The 18,810-nt window shown below is 34.2% G+C and carries 18 protein-coding genes and 1 other RNA gene; 6 read left to right on the top strand and 13 right to left on the bottom strand.

Annotated features, from left to right (window positions below):
• Window positions 1–8: 8 nt before the first annotated feature.
• The 4 genes from ABH957_RS20465 to psiE form a co-directional block, all read right to left on the bottom strand.
• Entirely contained in the window at window positions 9–1,202 is a 1,194-nt protein-coding gene (locus ABH957_RS20465) for an MFS transporter (protein WP_404491696.1), read from the bottom strand.
• Complete coding sequence (locus ABH957_RS20460) at window positions 1,195–2,757, bottom strand: ABC-F family ATP-binding cassette domain-containing protein (RefSeq protein ID WP_404491660.1); 1,563 nt, start codon at window positions 2,755–2,757, stop codon at window positions 1,195–1,197. Before ABH957_RS20460 ends, ABH957_RS20465 begins: the two co-directional genes overlap by 8 nt.
• A gap of 437 nt (window positions 2,758–3,194) precedes the next feature.
• Entirely contained in the window at window positions 3,195–3,710 is a 516-nt protein-coding gene (gene speG / locus ABH957_RS20455; RefSeq protein ID WP_404442019.1) for a spermidine N1-acetyltransferase, read from the bottom strand.
• A 139-nt stretch (window positions 3,711–3,849) separates the two neighbouring features.
• A complete protein-coding gene (gene psiE, locus ABH957_RS20450; protein ID WP_002129862.1) occupies window positions 3,850–4,254 on the bottom strand; it encodes a phosphate-starvation-inducible protein PsiE in 405 nt (134 codons plus the stop codon).
• 401 nt (window positions 4,255–4,655) lie between these two features.
• On the opposite strand from psiE, the gene ABH957_RS20445 reads away from it, so the two are divergent.
• The 3 genes from ABH957_RS20445 (at window position 4,656) to ABH957_RS20435 (ending at window position 6,819) form a co-directional block, all read left to right on the top strand.
• Window positions 4,656–5,186 (top strand): RNA polymerase sigma factor SigX, encoded by a 531-nt coding sequence (locus ABH957_RS20445; RefSeq protein ID WP_404512127.1) that lies wholly within the window; start codon window positions 4,656–4,658, stop codon window positions 5,184–5,186.
• A gap of 3 nt (window positions 5,187–5,189) precedes the next feature.
• Window positions 5,190–6,137, top strand: coding sequence for a DUF4179 domain-containing protein (locus ABH957_RS20440; protein WP_404491659.1), 948 nt, complete (start codon window positions 5,190–5,192; stop codon window positions 6,135–6,137).
• Between the two features lie 319 nt (window positions 6,138–6,456).
• A complete protein-coding gene (locus tag ABH957_RS20435; RefSeq protein ID WP_404442026.1) occupies window positions 6,457–6,819 on the top strand; it encodes a hypothetical protein in 363 nt (120 codons plus the stop codon).
• 261 nt (window positions 6,820–7,080) lie between these two features.
• Here ABH957_RS20435 and ABH957_RS20430 read toward each other — a convergent pair whose 3' ends face one another.
• Window positions 7,081–7,512 (bottom strand): Lrp/AsnC family transcriptional regulator, encoded by a 432-nt coding sequence (locus ABH957_RS20430; protein WP_002096214.1) that lies wholly within the window; start codon window positions 7,510–7,512, stop codon window positions 7,081–7,083.
• A 167-nt stretch (window positions 7,513–7,679) separates the two neighbouring features.
• Between ABH957_RS20430 and ABH957_RS20425 the strand changes: the two genes are divergently transcribed.
• From ABH957_RS20425 to ABH957_RS20415, 3 genes are all read left to right on the top strand, one after another.
• Window positions 7,680–8,261, top strand: a complete 582-nt coding sequence (locus tag ABH957_RS20425; protein ID WP_404512125.1) for a beta-class carbonic anhydrase — start codon at window positions 7,680–7,682, stop codon at window positions 8,259–8,261.
• A 31-nt stretch (window positions 8,262–8,292) separates the two neighbouring features.
• Window positions 8,293–8,742, top strand: a complete 450-nt coding sequence (gene cynS / locus ABH957_RS20420) for a cyanase (protein WP_001081567.1) — start codon at window positions 8,293–8,295, stop codon at window positions 8,740–8,742.
• Window positions 8,743–8,869: 127 nt separating this feature from the next.
• On the top strand, window positions 8,870–10,150 hold the full coding sequence (locus ABH957_RS20415; RefSeq protein ID WP_404454563.1) for a purine/pyrimidine permease: 1,281 nt from the start codon (window positions 8,870–8,872) through the stop codon (window positions 10,148–10,150).
• 51 nt (window positions 10,151–10,201) lie between these two features.
• Here ABH957_RS20415 and alo read toward each other — a convergent pair whose 3' ends face one another.
• The 8 genes from alo to smpB all read right to left on the bottom strand — a co-directional run bounded on the left by alo (window position 10,202) and on the right by smpB (window position 18,673).
• Complete coding sequence (gene alo / locus ABH957_RS20410; protein WP_404512123.1) at window positions 10,202–11,740, bottom strand: anthrolysin O/cereolysin O family cholesterol-dependent cytolysin Alo; 1,539 nt, start codon at window positions 11,738–11,740, stop codon at window positions 10,202–10,204.
• Window positions 11,741–12,327: 587 nt separating this feature from the next.
• Window positions 12,328–13,080, bottom strand: a complete 753-nt coding sequence (locus ABH957_RS20405) for an iron ABC transporter ATP-binding protein (RefSeq protein WP_404512121.1) — start codon at window positions 13,078–13,080, stop codon at window positions 12,328–12,330.
• On the bottom strand, window positions 13,077–14,141 hold the full coding sequence (locus ABH957_RS20400) for an iron chelate uptake ABC transporter family permease subunit (protein ID WP_002144933.1): 1,065 nt from the start codon (window positions 14,139–14,141) through the stop codon (window positions 13,077–13,079). Before ABH957_RS20400 ends, ABH957_RS20405 begins: the two co-directional genes overlap by 4 nt.
• Window positions 14,138–15,154 carry an ABC transporter permease gene (locus ABH957_RS20395; RefSeq protein WP_404491655.1) on the bottom strand — a complete coding sequence of 339 codons (1,017 nt, stop codon included), beginning with the start codon at window positions 15,152–15,154 and terminating at the stop codon, window positions 14,138–14,140. Before ABH957_RS20395 ends, ABH957_RS20400 begins: the two co-directional genes overlap by 4 nt.
• 19 nt (window positions 15,155–15,173) lie before the next feature.
• Window positions 15,174–16,187, bottom strand: coding sequence for a siderophore ABC transporter substrate-binding protein (locus ABH957_RS20390; protein ID WP_002144931.1), 1,014 nt, complete (start codon window positions 16,185–16,187; stop codon window positions 15,174–15,176).
• Window positions 16,188–16,667: 480 nt separating this feature from the next.
• The gene (locus tag ABH957_RS20385; RefSeq protein ID WP_404454572.1) at window positions 16,668–17,345 is read right to left on the bottom strand and encodes a response regulator transcription factor; all 678 of its coding nucleotides are present in this window, start codon (window positions 17,343–17,345) and stop codon (window positions 16,668–16,670) included.
• A 380-nt stretch (window positions 17,346–17,725) separates the two neighbouring features.
• Window positions 17,726–18,080: a transfer-messenger RNA gene (gene ssrA, locus ABH957_RS20380) on the bottom strand.
• 125 nt (window positions 18,081–18,205) lie between these two features.
• A complete protein-coding gene (gene smpB, locus ABH957_RS20375) occupies window positions 18,206–18,673 on the bottom strand; it encodes an SsrA-binding protein (protein ID WP_002089531.1) in 468 nt (155 codons plus the stop codon).
• Between the last annotated feature and the right edge of the window lie 137 nt (window positions 18,674–18,810).

The following is an 18,810-nucleotide window of genomic DNA, read 5'->3' as shown; positions in this document are numbered from 1 at the left end:
ATAAATATTTACACTTCAAATCTCCTACTTAATACAACATAAATTGCGCACAATAGTACTAATATCCCCGCATAAATTAACAAAATTTCTACACTAAACGCATCAGCCAAAGGGCCAAATATAATCATCCCCAAAGGCAAAGCACATGAATTTGCAATTTGTACGAGGCTAAACATTCTGCCATGCATAACTGGATCTACTTTCTCCTGCAATAACACAGTAACTGGCGTATTAAAACATGGCATTGTTATACCAATTAAAAAATTAAAGACTAAATACATAATAAATATCGGTGCAATTCCTAGTCCTATCATAAGCAGACCATATAACGCACAGGCTATCGCCGTTGTATGCATACGATTATGAAAGCCACCCCACGCTGCAATCAGTACGCCACCAGCTGCTGCACCAGCACTAAAGGTCATCTCACTAGCAGTAAGTCTCCACATTTCTGCTCCGAAGGAACGAGTTACCATTAAAGGTGTTAAAAAGGCAGCTGGACTTATTAAAATCATGATAATGATTAATAAAACGAGTAGCCTTTTAATAAATACATTTTCTTTTAAATAAACAAACCCTTCTTTTATACCTTGTAGATTAGATTTTTGCTTACTCTCTACATTCACATGTCCTTCAACTTGAATGATAAACATAATACTAATTCCGATTATAGCCGTAATAACATCAATAAAAAATGTCGTTTCAATGCTGGCAATAGAAAGAATTGCAGCACTTACTGCTGGAGAAAGAAACATAATTATAGATGTAATACTGCTATTTATCCCATTTACTTTCATAAGATAATCTTTCGGAACAATTTGTGGGATTAACGCATTCACAGCCGGTGTTTGTACCCCTGTACCAGCTGAGCGAATGAGTAATACTATAAAAAACATCCAAATACTTTTATATCCTGTTAAAAATAAAATTGCCAAAACTAACGTAGCAATCGCTATAATCCCATCCGATAACATAATCATCTTTTTACGGTCATAACGATCAATCCACACACCAGCAAATAAAGATATCGCAATTTGTGGTAGAAAACCGCAAACAGTTGAAATGGTCAACATCACTCCTGATGATGTTGTAAGGGTGATATACCATATGATCGCGTACTGTACGAGAGATGAACCGAACAACGAAATCGTTTGAGCGGTCAAAAACATTATTATTTTCACTTTCCAATCATTATCATTTATCATCTTTTTTACTCTCCTCAATTAAACCGCTCTCTATGTTGAAAATACTATCTGCCCAACCATGATAAAAACTTGCTTCGTGAGATACGAGTATGATGCTACCCTTAAACTGAATTAATGCCTTTTGCAAAGATTCCTTCGCTTCTGCATCTAAATGATTCGTCGGCTCATCTAAGATTAAAAAATTACACGGTGATAATAATAATCCGCACAGTTTCACCTTCGATTGTTCACCACCACTTAACGTATGAATTTCTTGCGAAACATGAGTATCCTTCACACAACACGCAGCTAAATGATGACGTATTTCCTTCATATTCAGTTTAGGAAACTGTTCTGAAATAATTTGAAGCGGCGTTAAAGAATCATTGCTCCAATTTAAATCTTGTTCATAATATCCAATCTTTATTTGCTCTGAGAAGTGAAATTCTCCAGAAATACTAGCAATAGTGCCAACGATTGTTTTTAATAAAGTAGATTTCCCTACTCCATTGAACCCTGTAATAACAAGTTTTTGCCCACCCATTACTGAGAAATTCAATTTTGGTAAGAGAGCAAAGTCATAACCAACTTCAAGGTTATTTACCTCAAGAACTGTTTGAACTGAAATAGGAAGTTCCCGAAAATGAATAGACGGTTTATAAGTAAAACTTGGTGGCGCAATTCTTTCCATACGTTGCAACTGCTTTCTACGTCCTTGCGCTATTTTTGAATTCACTCCAGCAATATTTCTACGAATATACTCTTCCGTTTTTTCAATTTTCTTTTGTTGTGCATGATATTGGCGAATATAATCTTTTCGCAAATGCTTCTTTTGTCTTACAAAATCTGAGTATTTTCCGTAATACTTCTTAACCGTTCCAAACTCTACATCACATATGCAAGAAGTCACTTTTTCCAGAAAATCAAAATCATGTGACACTACAATAAAAGCCCCTTCAAAATTCATTAAATAATTAGCAAGCCACTCCACATGCTCTTTATCAAGAAAATTCGTCGGTTCATCTAGTAATAAAATATTAGGCTCTTCTAATAAAAGCTTCGCTAAAATTACTTTTGCACGTTGTCCCCCGCTTAGTTCAGCGATTATACGATTCATGCCAATAGCATTAACACCTAAGCCAGCTGCAATTTTATTAATTGTGCTATCTACCGAATAAAAATCACGAGCCTCAAGTTGTTCTTGATATGCGGCCGCTTTTAACAATTTGTCAGGATCACCTGTCATAGCACTTTCTTCATACAATTTGTTCATTCTATCTTCCATTTCAAACAAATCATGAAAAGCTCTCTTTAAATATTGTGAAATGGTATAAATTCCATCAATTTCTGTATATTGATCAAGATGCCCAATTTGAATATTAGGCTGCCACTTTATGTCTCCCTTATCAGGAATTATTTCTTCAATCAATATTTTCATTAACGTACTTTTCCCCGCACCATTCTGTCCAACAATCCCCATATGTTCTCCTTTATGCAAATCAAAAGAAGCATTTTCATATAAGGCTTTATCTATAAAACTATGTGATAAACTTTCAACTTTAAGTAAACTCATTCGTATTCCTCTTTTCCTGAAATTAAAAAAAGCAGAGAGATAGCGTCATTCGACACTAGCCCTCTGCTTCGTGGTTTTTTCCTATACTACTCCAATTTATTTTAAAAACTCATCGGAATAATATACACAAAGGGCCATAGACAAAGCATTGTCTATGGCCCCTTAATCTATTTTATACATCAGCTAAAAACCAAAACCAAATAAGCATAGATAAACTATACTTTTTTAGAAAAGTTATTCAGCCGATGAATATCGGGGATTTATACCCCTTGATTAAGCTCCGTACAACGCTTCACCGTATACATTTGTGCGGAGCAAAGTTTTCTAATGAGTTTTACAAATTTTATATAAAGCATGTTCTGCACCTTCCTTAATACTTAAAAGGGATTTTAGCATACGGTTTTATGAAGCGTCAAGATTACTTCCAAATAATTCAACTACTTATTTTCAAAATATTGCTTCTGGAACATACACATTCTTATCGCATTATGATAGTTACCATCAACGAAAAACTCGTCTTGTAACTCACCCTCCACGATAAATCCAACCTTTTTATAAACATGTACAGCCTTTTCATTCTCTTTATCAACAACTAAATAAAGTTTATGCATATTTAATACAGAAAAAGCGTAATCCATCGCTAAACGCGTCGCTTCCGCTGCATAACCATGTCCTTGATAATTCGGATCAATAATAATTTGGAATTCAGTTCTTCGATGAATATAATCGATTTCCACTAACTCGACTAATCCAACCATCTCATTATCTTTCTCCAGGATAAAACGGCGTTCACTTTGATCATGTATATGTTTATCATATAAATCCTGTAGTTCTACAAATGCCTCATACGGCTCTTCAAACCAATAAGACATAATATGTGCGTTATTATTAAGTTCGTGTACAAACTTTAAATCTTCCCGTTCTAAAGGACGTAACTTTAATTCCTGATTCATTTCTATAACCTCCAAGTAAAATAACCTCTTCACTTAATTTCTCAATTTTTTTCGATTTCAAACGCCCTATTTACATTGTAAACTTTCAAGTAACTTGAAGGTCAAGATGAAAAAGTAGTGCAAACTGATGTCTGCACTACTACTCTTTTCTCAAATCTCTCATATTTGATATGTATAAAGCAATGACTAAAACAAGAATGGATCCTGCATATAATAACGTCTCCATCGGTTCCTCATGAGATACAATAATCAATCGAATTAAAGCCGTAATTCCGATATAAATAAAATAGCGTAACGGAAAATGATAATTCGATTTAAAATACTTAATGATTAATGCGATGAACTCAAAGTATAAGAAGTAGACAATGATACTTTCAACTAATTTATAAGATGTATACTTCTTCGCCGAAAATATGTATTGAATAAACGTGATTGTCTCATTAATTAAAAAGATAGATAAAACAATGGATAATATAATTAGAGCTATATTTAATATCCACTGTAACACGCTAGCTATATAATGATCGATATTAAATGATTTCATTTTCTCTTTAAACTCCCCTTCGTATACGTACGTATTTATTATAGCAAAATTATCATTGGAAAGAAGTTAAATCATACTTCCTCCCTTTACTCTCACCGGTATATAGAACTTCCAATACTTGAAGTAACCTTTTCACGATTGAGCTTAATTGCACATTCAGAAGCTCTTCCAACTCACTATTATTAATCGCCTTTTCAATAAGACGTGTTTAATCTTGTAAAATACACTTATGTGCATAGTTAGAAACACTATTACAACTCGAACACTGCCATCCTTTTTTCACCTTAACAGATGAATATTTTTTTCGTACATAATAAAAAAATAAAAAATTTTGTCACAAAACCCGTTATTCCGGGTTCTCTATAATACAGGCATCAAATGAGAGTGAGGTTTTAACTGACATGTTAAAAATAAAAAAAGAAGACAGCCCTTTTTCGGATGTGACATTTGAAGATTTGTTTAAACAAAACTATGTTTACGTTGTGAAACAGATCGTATGGATTGTCAAAAATCAGACTATCGCTGAAGCATTAGCCCAAGAAGTCTTTTTACAGCTATATCGCAACGATTGGAAGAGAATTGAACACTTACCTGGATGGCTAATAAAATCTTCTACTTATGTAGCGTATAAATATCTACGATCTGAAAAACGACATCAGGCGAGAGTAGATAAAACCATACAATATCATGAAGTACAACATATTTCATCATTAGATGATGACTGGATTAGACAAGAAGAAATTACAAAGGTACAAATGGTACTCAGTAACATGGATGAACGGGATCGAACCATTTTATTGATGAAATTTTCTGGTTTTCAGTATAAGGAAATTGCCGAAGTGCTTCAAATCGACATATCTTCTATTGGAACATTATTAGTCCGAGCCAAACAAAAGTTTCGTAAGATTTATAAACAGTTAGAGGAGGCGTAATAAATGAATTGTTATGATGTGGGATTTATTCAAGCATATATGGATGGGGAATTACCTTATGAGACAAGAAAAGAATTCACAAAACATTTAGATACGTGTAACGCATGCCAAGACTTATTACTAGAAATTAGCAAATTAAATCAATGGGAAAATGTCATGTTAGAGGAAGAAATAGTACATTCATCAAAGGAAATCAAAATTGATGTAGACCAAGCGTGGAAAGCATTTGAAAATCGCGCAAAATTAGAAGATGTTTCTTATATCAATCAAAAACCTGAACAGAAGAAGGGATTATTTACAAATATGAATAAAAAATCAAAACGTTTCATGTATATAGCAGTAGCGGTAGCAGGGCTTTTTTCAACAGCCATGATTCCACAAGTTCGAGTGGCAGCTACAGATGTTGCCTCTTATTTTTCCAATGCAATTTCAAATGATACGATTATTGATGAAGGAAGAGACGTTACAAAAGGGCAATTTATTCCTCTTGATGAAAAGATTACAGATCAAGGTGTTACAGTACATCTGAAAGAATTATATGTAGCGGATGCACGTATATCCGTTCATTACAAAATTGAAAAAGAAAATGGAAATGTAGTACCGTTTGAATTTGATACAACGGGGTTACAACTTAAAGATGATGGCAAAGTAAATGGTCAACAAGAAAAAAACCCAGAGTATAAGAAAAATGGGTACTTCGGACAATTAGCATTTATTCAAGGAGCAAATGGTGGACCATTAGAACTAAAAGCATCCGGTGAAGAATTAAAGCATATAGGTATTCGTTTTAAGGATAGACCAGAAGGTGTCATTACATTTATCGAAGGTCCTGAAGGGAAAGATTCTTTCAAACAACCACTTACATTAGATGTAAATATAAGCAGGATTGGAAAATTATCTGGTTCTTGGAAAAGTCAACTTCAAATTGATCCTACCAAATTGAAAAAATAAAGTAAATTTAAATGAAAAAAAGAATAGAACGATGTGTATCCAATACCCTGCTTATATTCTTCCTTGTGTTACTTACATTTATTTCATACATGATTTCTACTCTATCATTTTTAATTTCATAAACATAAAAAGGTAGTATAGAAAGTAGCCGGTTCCTTAACATACAGGGAATCGGCTACTTTTTGTCCAAACGCACAATTTTCTTTTTTCGTATGGTGCCCCTACATGCAAAACTTACATAAAATCTAGATGAACTCCAAATAAACTCCAGATACTTGTTTTATGCTAAATGTAATCTTAAACAAGGAGGTAATGGAAAATGTTTAAAACATTATTAGCAGGAACACTTTTAAGTACAGGATTATTAGCGGGTGGTGCAGTAGATACAGAAGATATGAAAACGAACAAACTAGAATCGAATAAAAAAATAGAATGGAAACAAACAAATAAAAGTGAAAAAGAATCCGCAAAAAAGATGGACAAAGGTAGAAAAATTGATCAAAATCAACCAATGTCAGTTACAACAAGTGTAGATGGAACAACAACTTCTTCGCCAATCCATAATTCACCTGAAGACGCAGTGCCAGCAATTCCTAACGAAGATGTGAAATCTAACCATAATCAAACCTTTGAAATGCCTGAGGACACTAAATCAAAACCTGTACATGATTCTTCTAAATAAGCTATAAAATGAAATAGGATCATACCGTCAGATAAGTAATAATAGAATCCCTGTTGCATACAGCGCAGGGGTTTTGATGTTAAAAAAGTTCCCTTCACTAGTCAAAAGCAAATAATGAAAAAAGAAAAATCAGATGTAAAATAATCAATAATTATTAAAAACAAATAAAAGGATTATCTCTTATTTAATAAGAGATAATCCTTTTATTTTTGGAACCATCTCTTTCCCACCAGCAAAAAGAACCATAAACTTGCAGAAAGTTTATTTTAACTTCCCTATCGATAGGTTAACACGATAATTCCCATACTTTAATAGTCGCCCCAGAAAGTTATCCAATTCTTCATTAGAAGCGAAATGTGTTTTTAATAAATAACACCCCTCACCACTTATACGGTGTACTTCAGAAATTCCTTCTTCTCCTTGAAAGAAATTCATAAACTCTTGATGATTAGCTGTTGTTACGAACAAAGTAACAAATGCAGTCACTACTTGTCCTAATTTGATTCGGTTTATTGCGATTGTGTATTGCTCAATAATCCCTAAATCCTCTAACCTTCGAATTCGATTTCCTACAGCCTGCCCCGTCATATGTATTTTCTGACCAAGTTCTTTCCATTGTATTCTTGAGTTTTCTCCTAATAATTTTAGTATCTCAAAATCTGTTTGATCAATGATATAAACCAATCCTTTCACCGTGAAAGTAGAAAGCCAGAAAGTGTTTCGCCAGCTTATTCTGCTTATCGATACAATTCACTATACTTAGTTTATCCTCTTACATCACATTATTTATCAGTTATATTCACTTATAACATAGAGGACGCAACAAAAAAATACATCTAGATTTAAAGGAGGTTACAAATATGTTATTACAAGAAATCCTATCGTTCAATGAACAATTTGTAGAAAATAAGGAATACGCTCCTTGTGAAGCGACAAAAATGCCTAAAAAACGTATGGTTGTTGTTTCTTGCATGGATGCTCGTTTAATTGAGCTACTTCCAAAAGCTTTAGATATACACGATGGTGATGCAAAAGTTATCAGAAATGCAGGTGGTAAAATTGCTTCTCCTTTCGATAGCGTTATGCAAAGTGTTGTAGCGTCAGTATATGATTTAAATGCAGATGAAATCTTCCTTATCGGACACCAAAGATGTGGTGCGAGCCAAACTAATCCAAAAGGAACACTTCAAAAAATATTAGATCGCGGAGTAGCTTCACCAGAAATTTTATCAGCGATTGAATATGCTGGTGTTGACCTTGAAAAATGGTTATTTGGATTCGATGATGTCAACGGTTCAACTCAAGCTAATGTTGATTTAGTAAGAAATCATCCACTTATTCCAAAAGATGTTCCTGTACATGGTTTAGTTATTGATCCTCACACAGGTAAATTAGACTTAATAGTTGATGGATATAAAGCATCAAATGGTATGAAAAATTAATTATTACTTAAATGAAGGGAAGTTATTAGATATGAATAGACAAGAAGCTACGCAAAAAATTATGGAAGCAAAAATTGCAAAAGGTTTAACATGGGAAGAAATTTCAAAAGTAAGTGAAAACTCTGAGACTTGGGTTGTAACAGCGTTATTAGGACAAGCTACAATGACACGTCCAGAAGCAGAAAAAATCGGTAAACTATTAGAATTAGATGAAGAAGTAGTTCAAGCATTAACAGTAGTTCCACTTAGAGGTCAAGTAATGCAAATGCCTCCTACTGACCCAATCTTATATCGATTATATGAAATGATGTTACAATACGCACCAACTCTTAGAGAATTAATTCTAGAAAAAGCTGGCGAAGGTGTAATGAGTGCAATTAACTTCAATCTAGGTGTGGACACACAAGAAGATCCAAAAGGTGGCGACCCTCGTATCGTGATTACACTTAACGGGAAATTCTTACCGTTCCGTACATGGTAATTAATTAAAAATCTATCTATATAATTAAAGTGATTTTATAGATTTATAAAATCCATCCTTTTTAATCTAGCTGTGTAGAAAGGATGGATTTTTACTATGAGATTCTTTTTATACAAGGGAGAATAATATGAATAAAAAATACGTCGATACGAGCTTTAGTATTCTACAGTGGTTTGTGTTTTTATTAGCAAATGCAATTGCATTGCCTATCATTATTGGTGGCATATTCCATTTATCAATAGAAGATATCTCAACATTAATGCAACGAACTTTTTTAGTTGTAGGAGTAAGTTCATTTATACAAGCATGGTTTGGGCATCGCTATCCCATAGCGGATGGGCCAGCCGGTTCATGGGTAAGTATATTTGTCATATTGGGACAAGTCGCTATGCATCAGGGACAAAGTGCAAAGGATGTATTACAACTTCTAGAAGGCGGATTAATTATTGCAGGTATATTACTCTTCGTCCTTGGTATAACAGGGCTTGTTCATCGAATTCTACGTTTATTTACACCCTTGGTTACAGGAACTTTTCTTTTAATATTATCCCTTCAGCTTAGTGGTGTGTTACTAAAAGGAATGATGGGATTACAAGGAGCTGTAACTCATCCTGATTATACAACGGCTGCTATTGCTCTCTTTGTTTTTGCCCTTATTACTTTCTTATCAATTAAAGGGAACGGATGGATGAAAAGTTACGCTGTGTTACTTGGAATTTCATGTGGTTCGCTTTTGTATGCTGTATTAGGAAAATCATCTCATATGCCTTCACACACACCGTTAGTTAAGTTACCAGAGCTATTTTCTTGGGGCACACCTAGATTAGATATTGGAATGGCTCTAACTGCAACTTTATTTACATTTCTTTTAGTTGCAAATACAATCGCTGCTATTTCGGCTGTAAAACAAGTGGCTCCGTCATCTAAAGAAAATGAAAAGCAAATACTGAACCGCGGCGTGTGGGCCGGAGGTATATCGCATATTATCTCGTCGTTGTTTTCTACAATTGGAATTGTACCATTACCTGCATCAGCAGGATTTATTCAACTAACAGGACAAAGAAAAGTGAAGTCGTTCCTTATAGCAAGTCTTATATTAGCAGGAATTTCTTTTATTCCTTCAATTGTAAACTTTATATCCTTGCTACCAGGTCCTATTGCTAATGCTGCTCTTTTAGCAACATTTGTCCAAGTAATAGGCATTTCATTTCAATCCATTTTACGTGAAGAATTAAATCAACGCCGATTAACTATATTAGGAATTTCATTATTAATCAGTTTGGGAATAATGTTTCTTCCAGAAAGTGCATTTAGCGGAATTCCTTCTTCCTTACAATATGTTTTAAGTAATGGATTACTTGTGGGTACCATGCTTGTCATTCTATTGGAACAGTTTTGGAAAGAGTAAAATTTGTGACTAAGTAAAAAAGCGCCCTGCTTACAGGGCGCCTTTTTATACCTAATGACTAATACTAGCAGTTGGGTATAATGTTGTTCCTCCAATTGAAACTTTTATTTCATTTGTTAATGGAACATTTTGTTCATTAATAATTGTTCTCCACCATTCCCATGCAAGACCAGTACATTCTCTTGCTACGATTTTTATATTTTTTGAATTTGGTGGAAGAGGGATAACTGTAGAGTAATGAGCCGTTTTGTCTTTGCCGCTACCATCCCATGTTTTATGTGTTAGTACTTCTTTACCATTTTGATCAAATGTGAATTCATCCCAAGATACATCAAATTGCGCAACGTAAGCACCGTAATGATCCAGTGTCATTTTAGCACTTGAATATTCTGTAGTTGTCGTCTCGATATAATCTGTATTGTTATGAACAGCAGAAGTTGCATTATCTTTTAAAAAAGTACTTGTATATGAAATTGGGTATGCTGGATTTTTAAGACTTAATTCAGCATTATCTTTAATGATATTTCGGATTTCATTGAAATCTTTAGTAACAACCTTGTTATGCTCTTTCGCATCTCCGCCTAATACTACAGCAGTAAAAGTACTTTCTTCAAAAATATCTTTGTACTGTCCACTCGTTTCGACGCTATTATTCTTAAGTAGGGCTTTAAAAGCAGCTTGTACATCTTTGCTCTTAGATGTTGTTTCTAATTTTACATAAACAGTTCTACCATAAGCTACATTTGAGACCATAACAGGCGGAGCCGAATTACTTACACCTTTACGAGTTAACTCCCCAAAAGTAACACTATTATCAAAAAGATCGGATGGATTGTTAGGTAGTTCAGCACTTACGGTATAAAATATTTGCTTATATGCCGCTACCATCACTTTTTTCTCTCCATTTGCAACCGCATTAAAATCAATGTTTAGACTGTTATCAAGATATTTGGCGTTAACGTTAAGGGCACTTGCGATTTGTGATTTACTATAAACCATAGATTCTGTATACTGCATTCTTGCAGGTAACGTATGTGTTTTAGAATACTTTTCATTCCAAGTAGATACTAAACCATCTACTGCTCCAGCCACATTACCATATATCGGATTTTGGACAGTAATTGTATTTTCTTTTCTCATGCCAGGTAAGTCTATACTAATATTCAAAGGCTTTCTCTTAGCCACTAATAAACTCGGTTGATTGTCTGCAAAAGCTTTATTTGCAAGTTGTACCGCTCCTGGATACGTACGATTCACCACAGAATCAATAATCGAAATATCGACTGGTGAAGTTGTAAGTGATTTTTTCTCGCGTTCCACTACTACAAATTTACCATTTGAATTGATACTTTCTTTCGGAACAAAACTCTCTACCTTATCACCATTTACAGCTAAAACCTCTTGATTATTATATTTAAGATTTGCTATACCAGTATCAATGCCACTAGCATTTTTGGTTACATCAGTTGTATTACCTGCTTGTGTTTCTGCGAAGGAAATAGATGAATAATTAATAGTGCATAGACTAACTAATAAACACGCAAGGAACTTTCTTCTTTTAGTGTTTTTCTTAATATTCAGAAAAATCACCCCGTTCTTTTTTAGTAAGATATGATAATGATTGATAAATGATAGCTAACTAATAAACCTACATAAATGCTTTTAAAAGTTCTTGAATTAACGGGATTACGCCACCTACAAATTTCAAAACTGCCATTGCGATTTCCATATTATTTCCTCCTTTTTTATTGCTACGAAAATGTGATGTATCTTTATGCCCTCATTATAGTGACCCCTTACACTTTTATCAATACACTCTTATATGCAATATTGCATACAAAAAAACAAGCTGAATTCTTATAAAAAGTTATACAGAGATAAATTTTTCGTTTGGTAGATACTTGAAAAGGTGAAGCATTCCTTTGCATTTTATGAGTAATTTACAAGTTTATTGTTGGAAGCGTCGCAGGACTGGAAGTAATGAAATACCTGTGGGACTGTTACGAGCAGCCAGAAACATTAAGAGTTATCATGGGCAATCGCATTAAAAAAAGCTGCTGCCTATAAAATACAGACAGCAACTTCAACTAGAGTAGCTGGCATGATTTACGCAAGCTACAATATATAATTTGATTTTCTATTAGTTTTTTTGCATACTCATTTTTTACATTTTGTAACTAATAAACAGCGATCGGACCATAAGGACCATTGATAATTTCTATTTTTGTTTCAAAAATATCTTTCAAAATTTTTGGGTCCATAACCTCTTCTACTGTTCCAAAAGCAGCAATTTGTCCATCTTTCATAGCACAAATTTTGTCAGAGTATTTAGCAGCAAAATTTATGTCATGCATAACAGTCAAAATTGTTCTTCCGAATTCATTAGCTGCACGTCTCAAATGCTCCATCATTTGAACAGAACGAGCAACATCAAGGTTGTTCAGAGGCTCGTCCAAAAGTACATATTCAGTCTCTTGGCACAATACCATCGCTACATATGCTCTTTGCCTTTGACCACCAGAAAGCTCATCTAAATATCTATTCTCTAAATTAGTTAAATCCAAGAAATCGATATATTTAGAAATAATAGATTCATCCTCTTTAGTTAACCTTCCCTTTGAATAAGGAAAGCGCCCAAATCCAACTAGTTGTCTAACAGTAAGCCTCGTTACAAAATGATTTTCTTGTCGCAATATAGTCAAAACTTTTGCTAAGTCTTTTGATTTGGATTCAGAAACATCCATATTCGCTACCTGAATTTGACCTTCATCCATATCTAAGAGTCTTCCAATCATCAAAAGTGTCGTTGACTTTCCAGCTCCATTTGGTCCAATTAAAGAAGTAAAGCCCGCTTTTGGTATTTCAATATCTAAAGGTCCTATTTTTACCTTATCAGTATAGAACTTTTTAACGTTATCAATTTTTATCATAAAGCCCTCTTCCTTAAAACTATAGTTAAGAATATTATTCCACCAAATAATTCGATAATAACTGAAACTACACCTTGAGCATGGAATACATGATACATTAAAAAGTATGCACTCGTCATTATCAAAAATCCTATAGCAAAAGCCATTGGAAAAATATATCTATGATCATAAGTTGACGCCGCCTGATAACTCAAAGTTGCTACTAAAAAGCCGTAGAAAGTAAGTGGCCCAATTAGAGCTGTTGAGATGGACATTAAAATAGCTACTAATACAAGCGTATAAATTACACTAGGTTGATATTTAACCCCAAAAGAAGTAGCAACATCCTTTCCTAGTGACAAAACATTCAAATTCTTAGAATGAGCCAAAATTAATACTGCTACAATTATGACCATAGGAATTACAATAGGAAAATATGCAGGATCTGCATGATTAACAGAACCAAATAACCTTGCTTGTAAAATATCAAACTCTGAAGGCGCAAGTAGTTTTCTCATGAAAGTTGACACAGAATTTAGCCCGGTACCAATAATAATTCCAACTAAAAGCATAAGTTGTAAATTCCCGTATTTACCGGAAAGTAACCATCCATAAAGTATCAAACTCATGAAGACCATAACAACAACTTGGAATAAAAATGATCCAATTCCACTAAAATTTATCAATGCACTAGCACCAAAGAAGAATATTGTACTCGTTTGAATTGCTGAATAAAGTGATTCGAAACCTAAAAGCGAAGGAGTAATAATTTTATTATTCGTAATAGATTGGAAAGCAACTGTCGACAAACTATGACAAACTGCAGCAATAATCATAGCAACAATAGCTACTATCCTTCTCTTAACAACTGGGATAAAAGAAGGTGAATCTATCGGAACTGGATTGTTATAAACTAAAAGTCCATATGAAGAAAGGAGGCCTAAAGCAATCAATGTTATCAGTAAAATCCAATAACGTCTTGCTTCCTTCTTAGAACGAAAAGCACTAGCTGATCTACTTTCATTATGAAGGCTAGAATCGATTTCGACATTTTCTTTATTTCTATATTCTAATGTGATCATCGTAGCCTCCTTGGTTTTCTTTGTCTCAATAAAATAGTAATAAACACGACTGCTCCCACTGTTGCAAGTATTAAAGAAACAGGTACTTCAAACGGCTTTATAATTGTTCGAGAAATGATGTCACAGGCAGTTATTGTCCCCATTCCGATCACACATACCCAAGGTAAATTACTCCTAAGATCATCACCTCTAAACATTGAAACAATATTTGGAACAATTAATCCCAAGAAAGGTAAGTGTCCAATAACAGCTGCAACAATTCCAACTGCAACAGAGATAAGGCCAGTCCCAAAAAGAACAATTCTATTGTAATTAACTCCAAGGCTTGTTGCGACATCTTCTCCTAGTCCAGCTAAAGTCAATCTATTAGCATACATAAAAATAAGCAAAGTAATGATAACAATCAGCCATAAATATTCATATCTTCCAACCTGAACGTTAGCAAATGAACCTACAAACCAGGTTTCAATACTTTGCGTCATTTGAAAAAGGAGTCCCAAAAAAGTAGACACTGCAGAAATAACTGCTCCAAGCATCAATCCGATAATCGGGACAATTAAAGACGAACGAAGTTTAACTCTTCTTAAAAATAAAAAGAAAATCATAGTTCCTATAAAAGAAAAAATGATTGCACCAGTCATTCTTTGAACTAAAGTCGGGGCAGGAAATAATAAATATACAAAAAGCAGGCCTAAGCCTGACCATTCAATAGTCCCCGTTGTAGTAGGTTCAACAAAACGATTCTGTGTAATGAGTTGCATTACGAGTCCTGCCATCGCCATTGCAGCACCAGTAAGCATTAATGCAACTGTTCTCGGAACACGAGTTATAAAAAACATCTCCATTCCGTCCTCTTGTCCGCGTATATCATAAACTCCAGTAAACAGTGATATAATCCCTAAAATTATAACAATCATAATCGCTATTATAAAAGGTTTTGTCCATATTTTATTGTGATTATAAAACTGGGGTTGAGAAGTATTCTCAACCCTAGAAATCATATTTTTTGACACTGTTTCGTACTCCTTTACACTACTTAGCTAAAGTTTTTGCAATATTACCAAATAACTCTATGTAAGTCTGAATTGATTCATTTGTGTAAGTATCTTCTGGTGCATAAACAACCTGTTTTTTAGAAACAGCAGTTGTGTTTTGAAGAGCAGGTGATTTAGAAATAACATCTTTAGCAGGAGCTGAAGTAGCAGCATCAGATGTTGCAGCATCACGATCTAATACGAAAAGCCAATCAGGATTTGTTTGTGCAATAGCTTCAACAGAAACGTCATCACCTTTATGACCTGCAGTAGAATTAGATACTTCTAGTGCTGGAGTCCAACCGAAAATTTCATACATTGGTCCCCAAACGCGACCAGAGTGAGGAGCTGCAAAACCAATATTCCCACCAGTAACGATAACACTCATAACTTTATCTTTTCCATTATAAGCAGATTTTACATTTTCAATAGATTTATCAAAATCAGCTACTAATTTTTTAGCTTCTTTATCTTTATCAAAGATTTTTCCTAAAGAAATTGTAGAATCTTTAAGCCCTTTTACTAAGTTTTCTCCAGGCTTAGTAGCTTTCTCAGAAACATCAACATTAAGATCAATAACAGCTGCATTTGGCACTAATTTTTTGATCTCTTCGTAATGGCCAGCAAATCTTTGACCAACGATTACAAGTTCAGGGTTTGCCGCTGCAATAATTTCAAGATTTGGTTCACGGTGATTTCCAATATTTTGAACTTTACTATCCTTTACATATGCTGAATCTGCAGGCATTACATCCTTTGGAGCAGCCGCTAATTTAATTCCCCAATCAGCTAAAGTTTCAAAAGTTCTATTATCCAAAGCAACTACATTTTTTGGATTTACAGGGACTTTAACAGTTCCATGTGCATCAGTGATTTCAACTGTTTTTGGCTTATCACTACTATCACCTTTATTAGCTTTCGAAGTTTCCTTACTTGAATCTGAGCAAGCTACTAACATTAAAGTGAAAATTGCTAAAATACTTACTAATTTTAAAAGCATAGTTTTTTTCATACGTATACTCCTTATAATGTAATTTAGTTCGAAAATGATAACGTCCATAGATTAAATTAGATAGTAACCTTTATGCATCTAAATCGCTATTGATAATCATTTTCATTTGAATATCCTGTTAATAAGTATAGTCATTAATTATGTGAAAATCTTGTGAATGGTGTGAGTTAATAAAACTAAACATAAATTAGATACAGTCTCATCTAATGCGCACCAGAGTCATCCCCCACACGTACTAATCAATAGATTGGGCACCTTATAAACCATGATTTCTACTGCAAAAAAATGCCCATTAATAGCTAATTTTTCATAATCCATTGCCTGGTAGCAATCTTCTTTTTATAGTTTCCGTCTTCTAATATTTCACAGAAACTATTTGATTATCAGGTTTAATAGAAAAAACGAGTAAAACTGTATGAAATAGTTTTACTCGTTTTTTCTATTATGACAAACTGTACTTTACCTATTATCTTATTTTTATCATTCAACCATTGAATAGCCTCTGCCATGTATCGTTTCAATATATCTCTCTTTTTTCTCGCACTTTAACTTTTTTCTTACATACCCAATATATAAGTCTACTACATTTGGATTGACTACTACGTTATATCCCCAAACCTGATTCAAAAGCATTTCACGGCTCAATATTGTATTTTTATTCTTAATTAAAAATACAAGTAAATCGTACTCGCGCTTCGTAAGCGAGAGATTTTTACCACCTTTTTTCACAATATGGCTAGATGCATCAACAAAGAGATCTTTAAACTGAAAAAAGTTTGTCTCATTTTGCTGGATACAGTCACTTCTCCTTAAAATAGCTTGAACCCTTGCTACTAATTCTTCTTTCGCAAATGGTTTTCTTATATAATCATCTGCTCCTGCTTGTAACCCTGCTACGCAATCCTTGCTAGAAATATTGTCGGTCACAATAATTATCGGTGTCGTTTTAACTAATCGTATTTGTCTACAAATTTCTGGTCCAGATATACTTAATGAATCCCAATCCAATACGATAATATCCCAATCTTGTTCATATATTATATTTAAACCTTGGTTTTCATTGTGAAGTTTTAAAATGAAATAGCCTTCTTGCGTTAGACCGCTTACGATTTTCTTTGCTAAAGACCGTTCATTCTTAATTACCAACACCTGCTTCACCGATGGTTCACCTCTACTTCAATATAACTTAGTTAGATAAAAATTATCCCGAAAAAATAATTTAAGATTTATAAATTTTAAATTCCTAAAAAATCCACTATAACAGCTTATTAGGAGAACTCTATATAATCTTACAATAGATATGGATGAAAACACAAAACATATGAAGATTTAAATACATATTATTTAATCATTAAGAGCAACTATATTATCTAGCTGCTTATTATCAATAACGATTCCCTCAGTTTCTGTTTCAAGGGTACCGTCCTCAACTTAAGCATTTTATCAAACCACAAAACAAAAAGAACCATATCCCCGCCACTCTGGCAAAGTTATGGTTCATATCATACAAAATAAAAAACCACCAAACAGTTATGTATTGGTGGAGACGGTGGGAGTCGAACCCACGTCCAAAAATATCGGCACTTAAGCTTCTACGAGTGTAGTCGATATATTAGCATTTCGCGAACTCTTCAGCCTATCGACAGGCTTCCAAGTTGCTAGTCTGATTGTTCTCTTCCTTCGCCCTCAGACGGCGAACTCCGGCGTAGTCCACTTAGTTTGAGTCCCTTACCCTACCACATGGACGATGGAGGGAGGAACCTTTAGTGCAATTAAGCAGCTAAAGAAAGATTGTTTTGTTTGCCAATTATAGGCTTTGACGTTTTAACGAGGCCGATCCCCTCGACTCGCAACCTAAGCTCGAACTATCCCTGTCGAATCCGTAACGTCCCCATGATAAAAATGGAGCATACGAAGAAATATCGTGATAGCTACTAAGAGCTGTTTTTCAATGTGCAACAATCTTACATAAGTTATTATATCATACGCGCGCCGTTTTACAAATGTAAATATCTGTATTACATCTTTTGACGATCACGGAACACGCGTGCAATTTCACGTTTAGCTTCTTTCTCTTTTAAATCGTGACGCTTATCATATTGCTTCTTACCTTTTGCTAAACCAAGTGCCATTTTCGCAAATCCATTTTTCAAATAGATTCTAACTGGAATTAATGCATAACCTGTTTCTTTTGCATAACCTGCTAGCTTATCAATTTCTTTCTTATGAAGAAGTAACTTTCTTGTACGAAGCGGATCGTGATTGAAACGATTCCCTTGTTCATATGTGTTAATATGCATATTATGAACCCATACTTCACCATTATGTATACGTGCAAACGCATCTTTCAAGTTCACGCGTCCAGCGCGAATCGACTTAATTTCCGTTCCTTGAAGGACAAGCCCTGCTTCGTATGTTTCTTCGATGAAATAATCATGAAATGCTTTTTTATTTTGCGCAATAACCTTACCTGTACCCTTTGGCATATAACGTCCCTCCTCTATTTTTACTATTGTAACAAATGTTATTAAAAAGCGAAAGTGGCTCGCTCAGAATCTTTGGACATTGGAACTCCTGACAGAGAAGCGCTTTTTGCTTCGTCCGAGGGAGTGAAATGACCAAC

The sequence above is a fragment of the Bacillus sp. RC242 genome (assembly GCF_044908245.1).
In the GTDB taxonomy this organism is placed as follows: Bacteria; Bacillota; Bacilli; order Bacillales; family Bacillaceae_G; genus Bacillus_A; species Bacillus_A mycoides.
The sequence above is the reverse complement of the archived record's forward strand: the minus strand, read 5'-3'. Positions and strand labels throughout refer to the sequence as shown.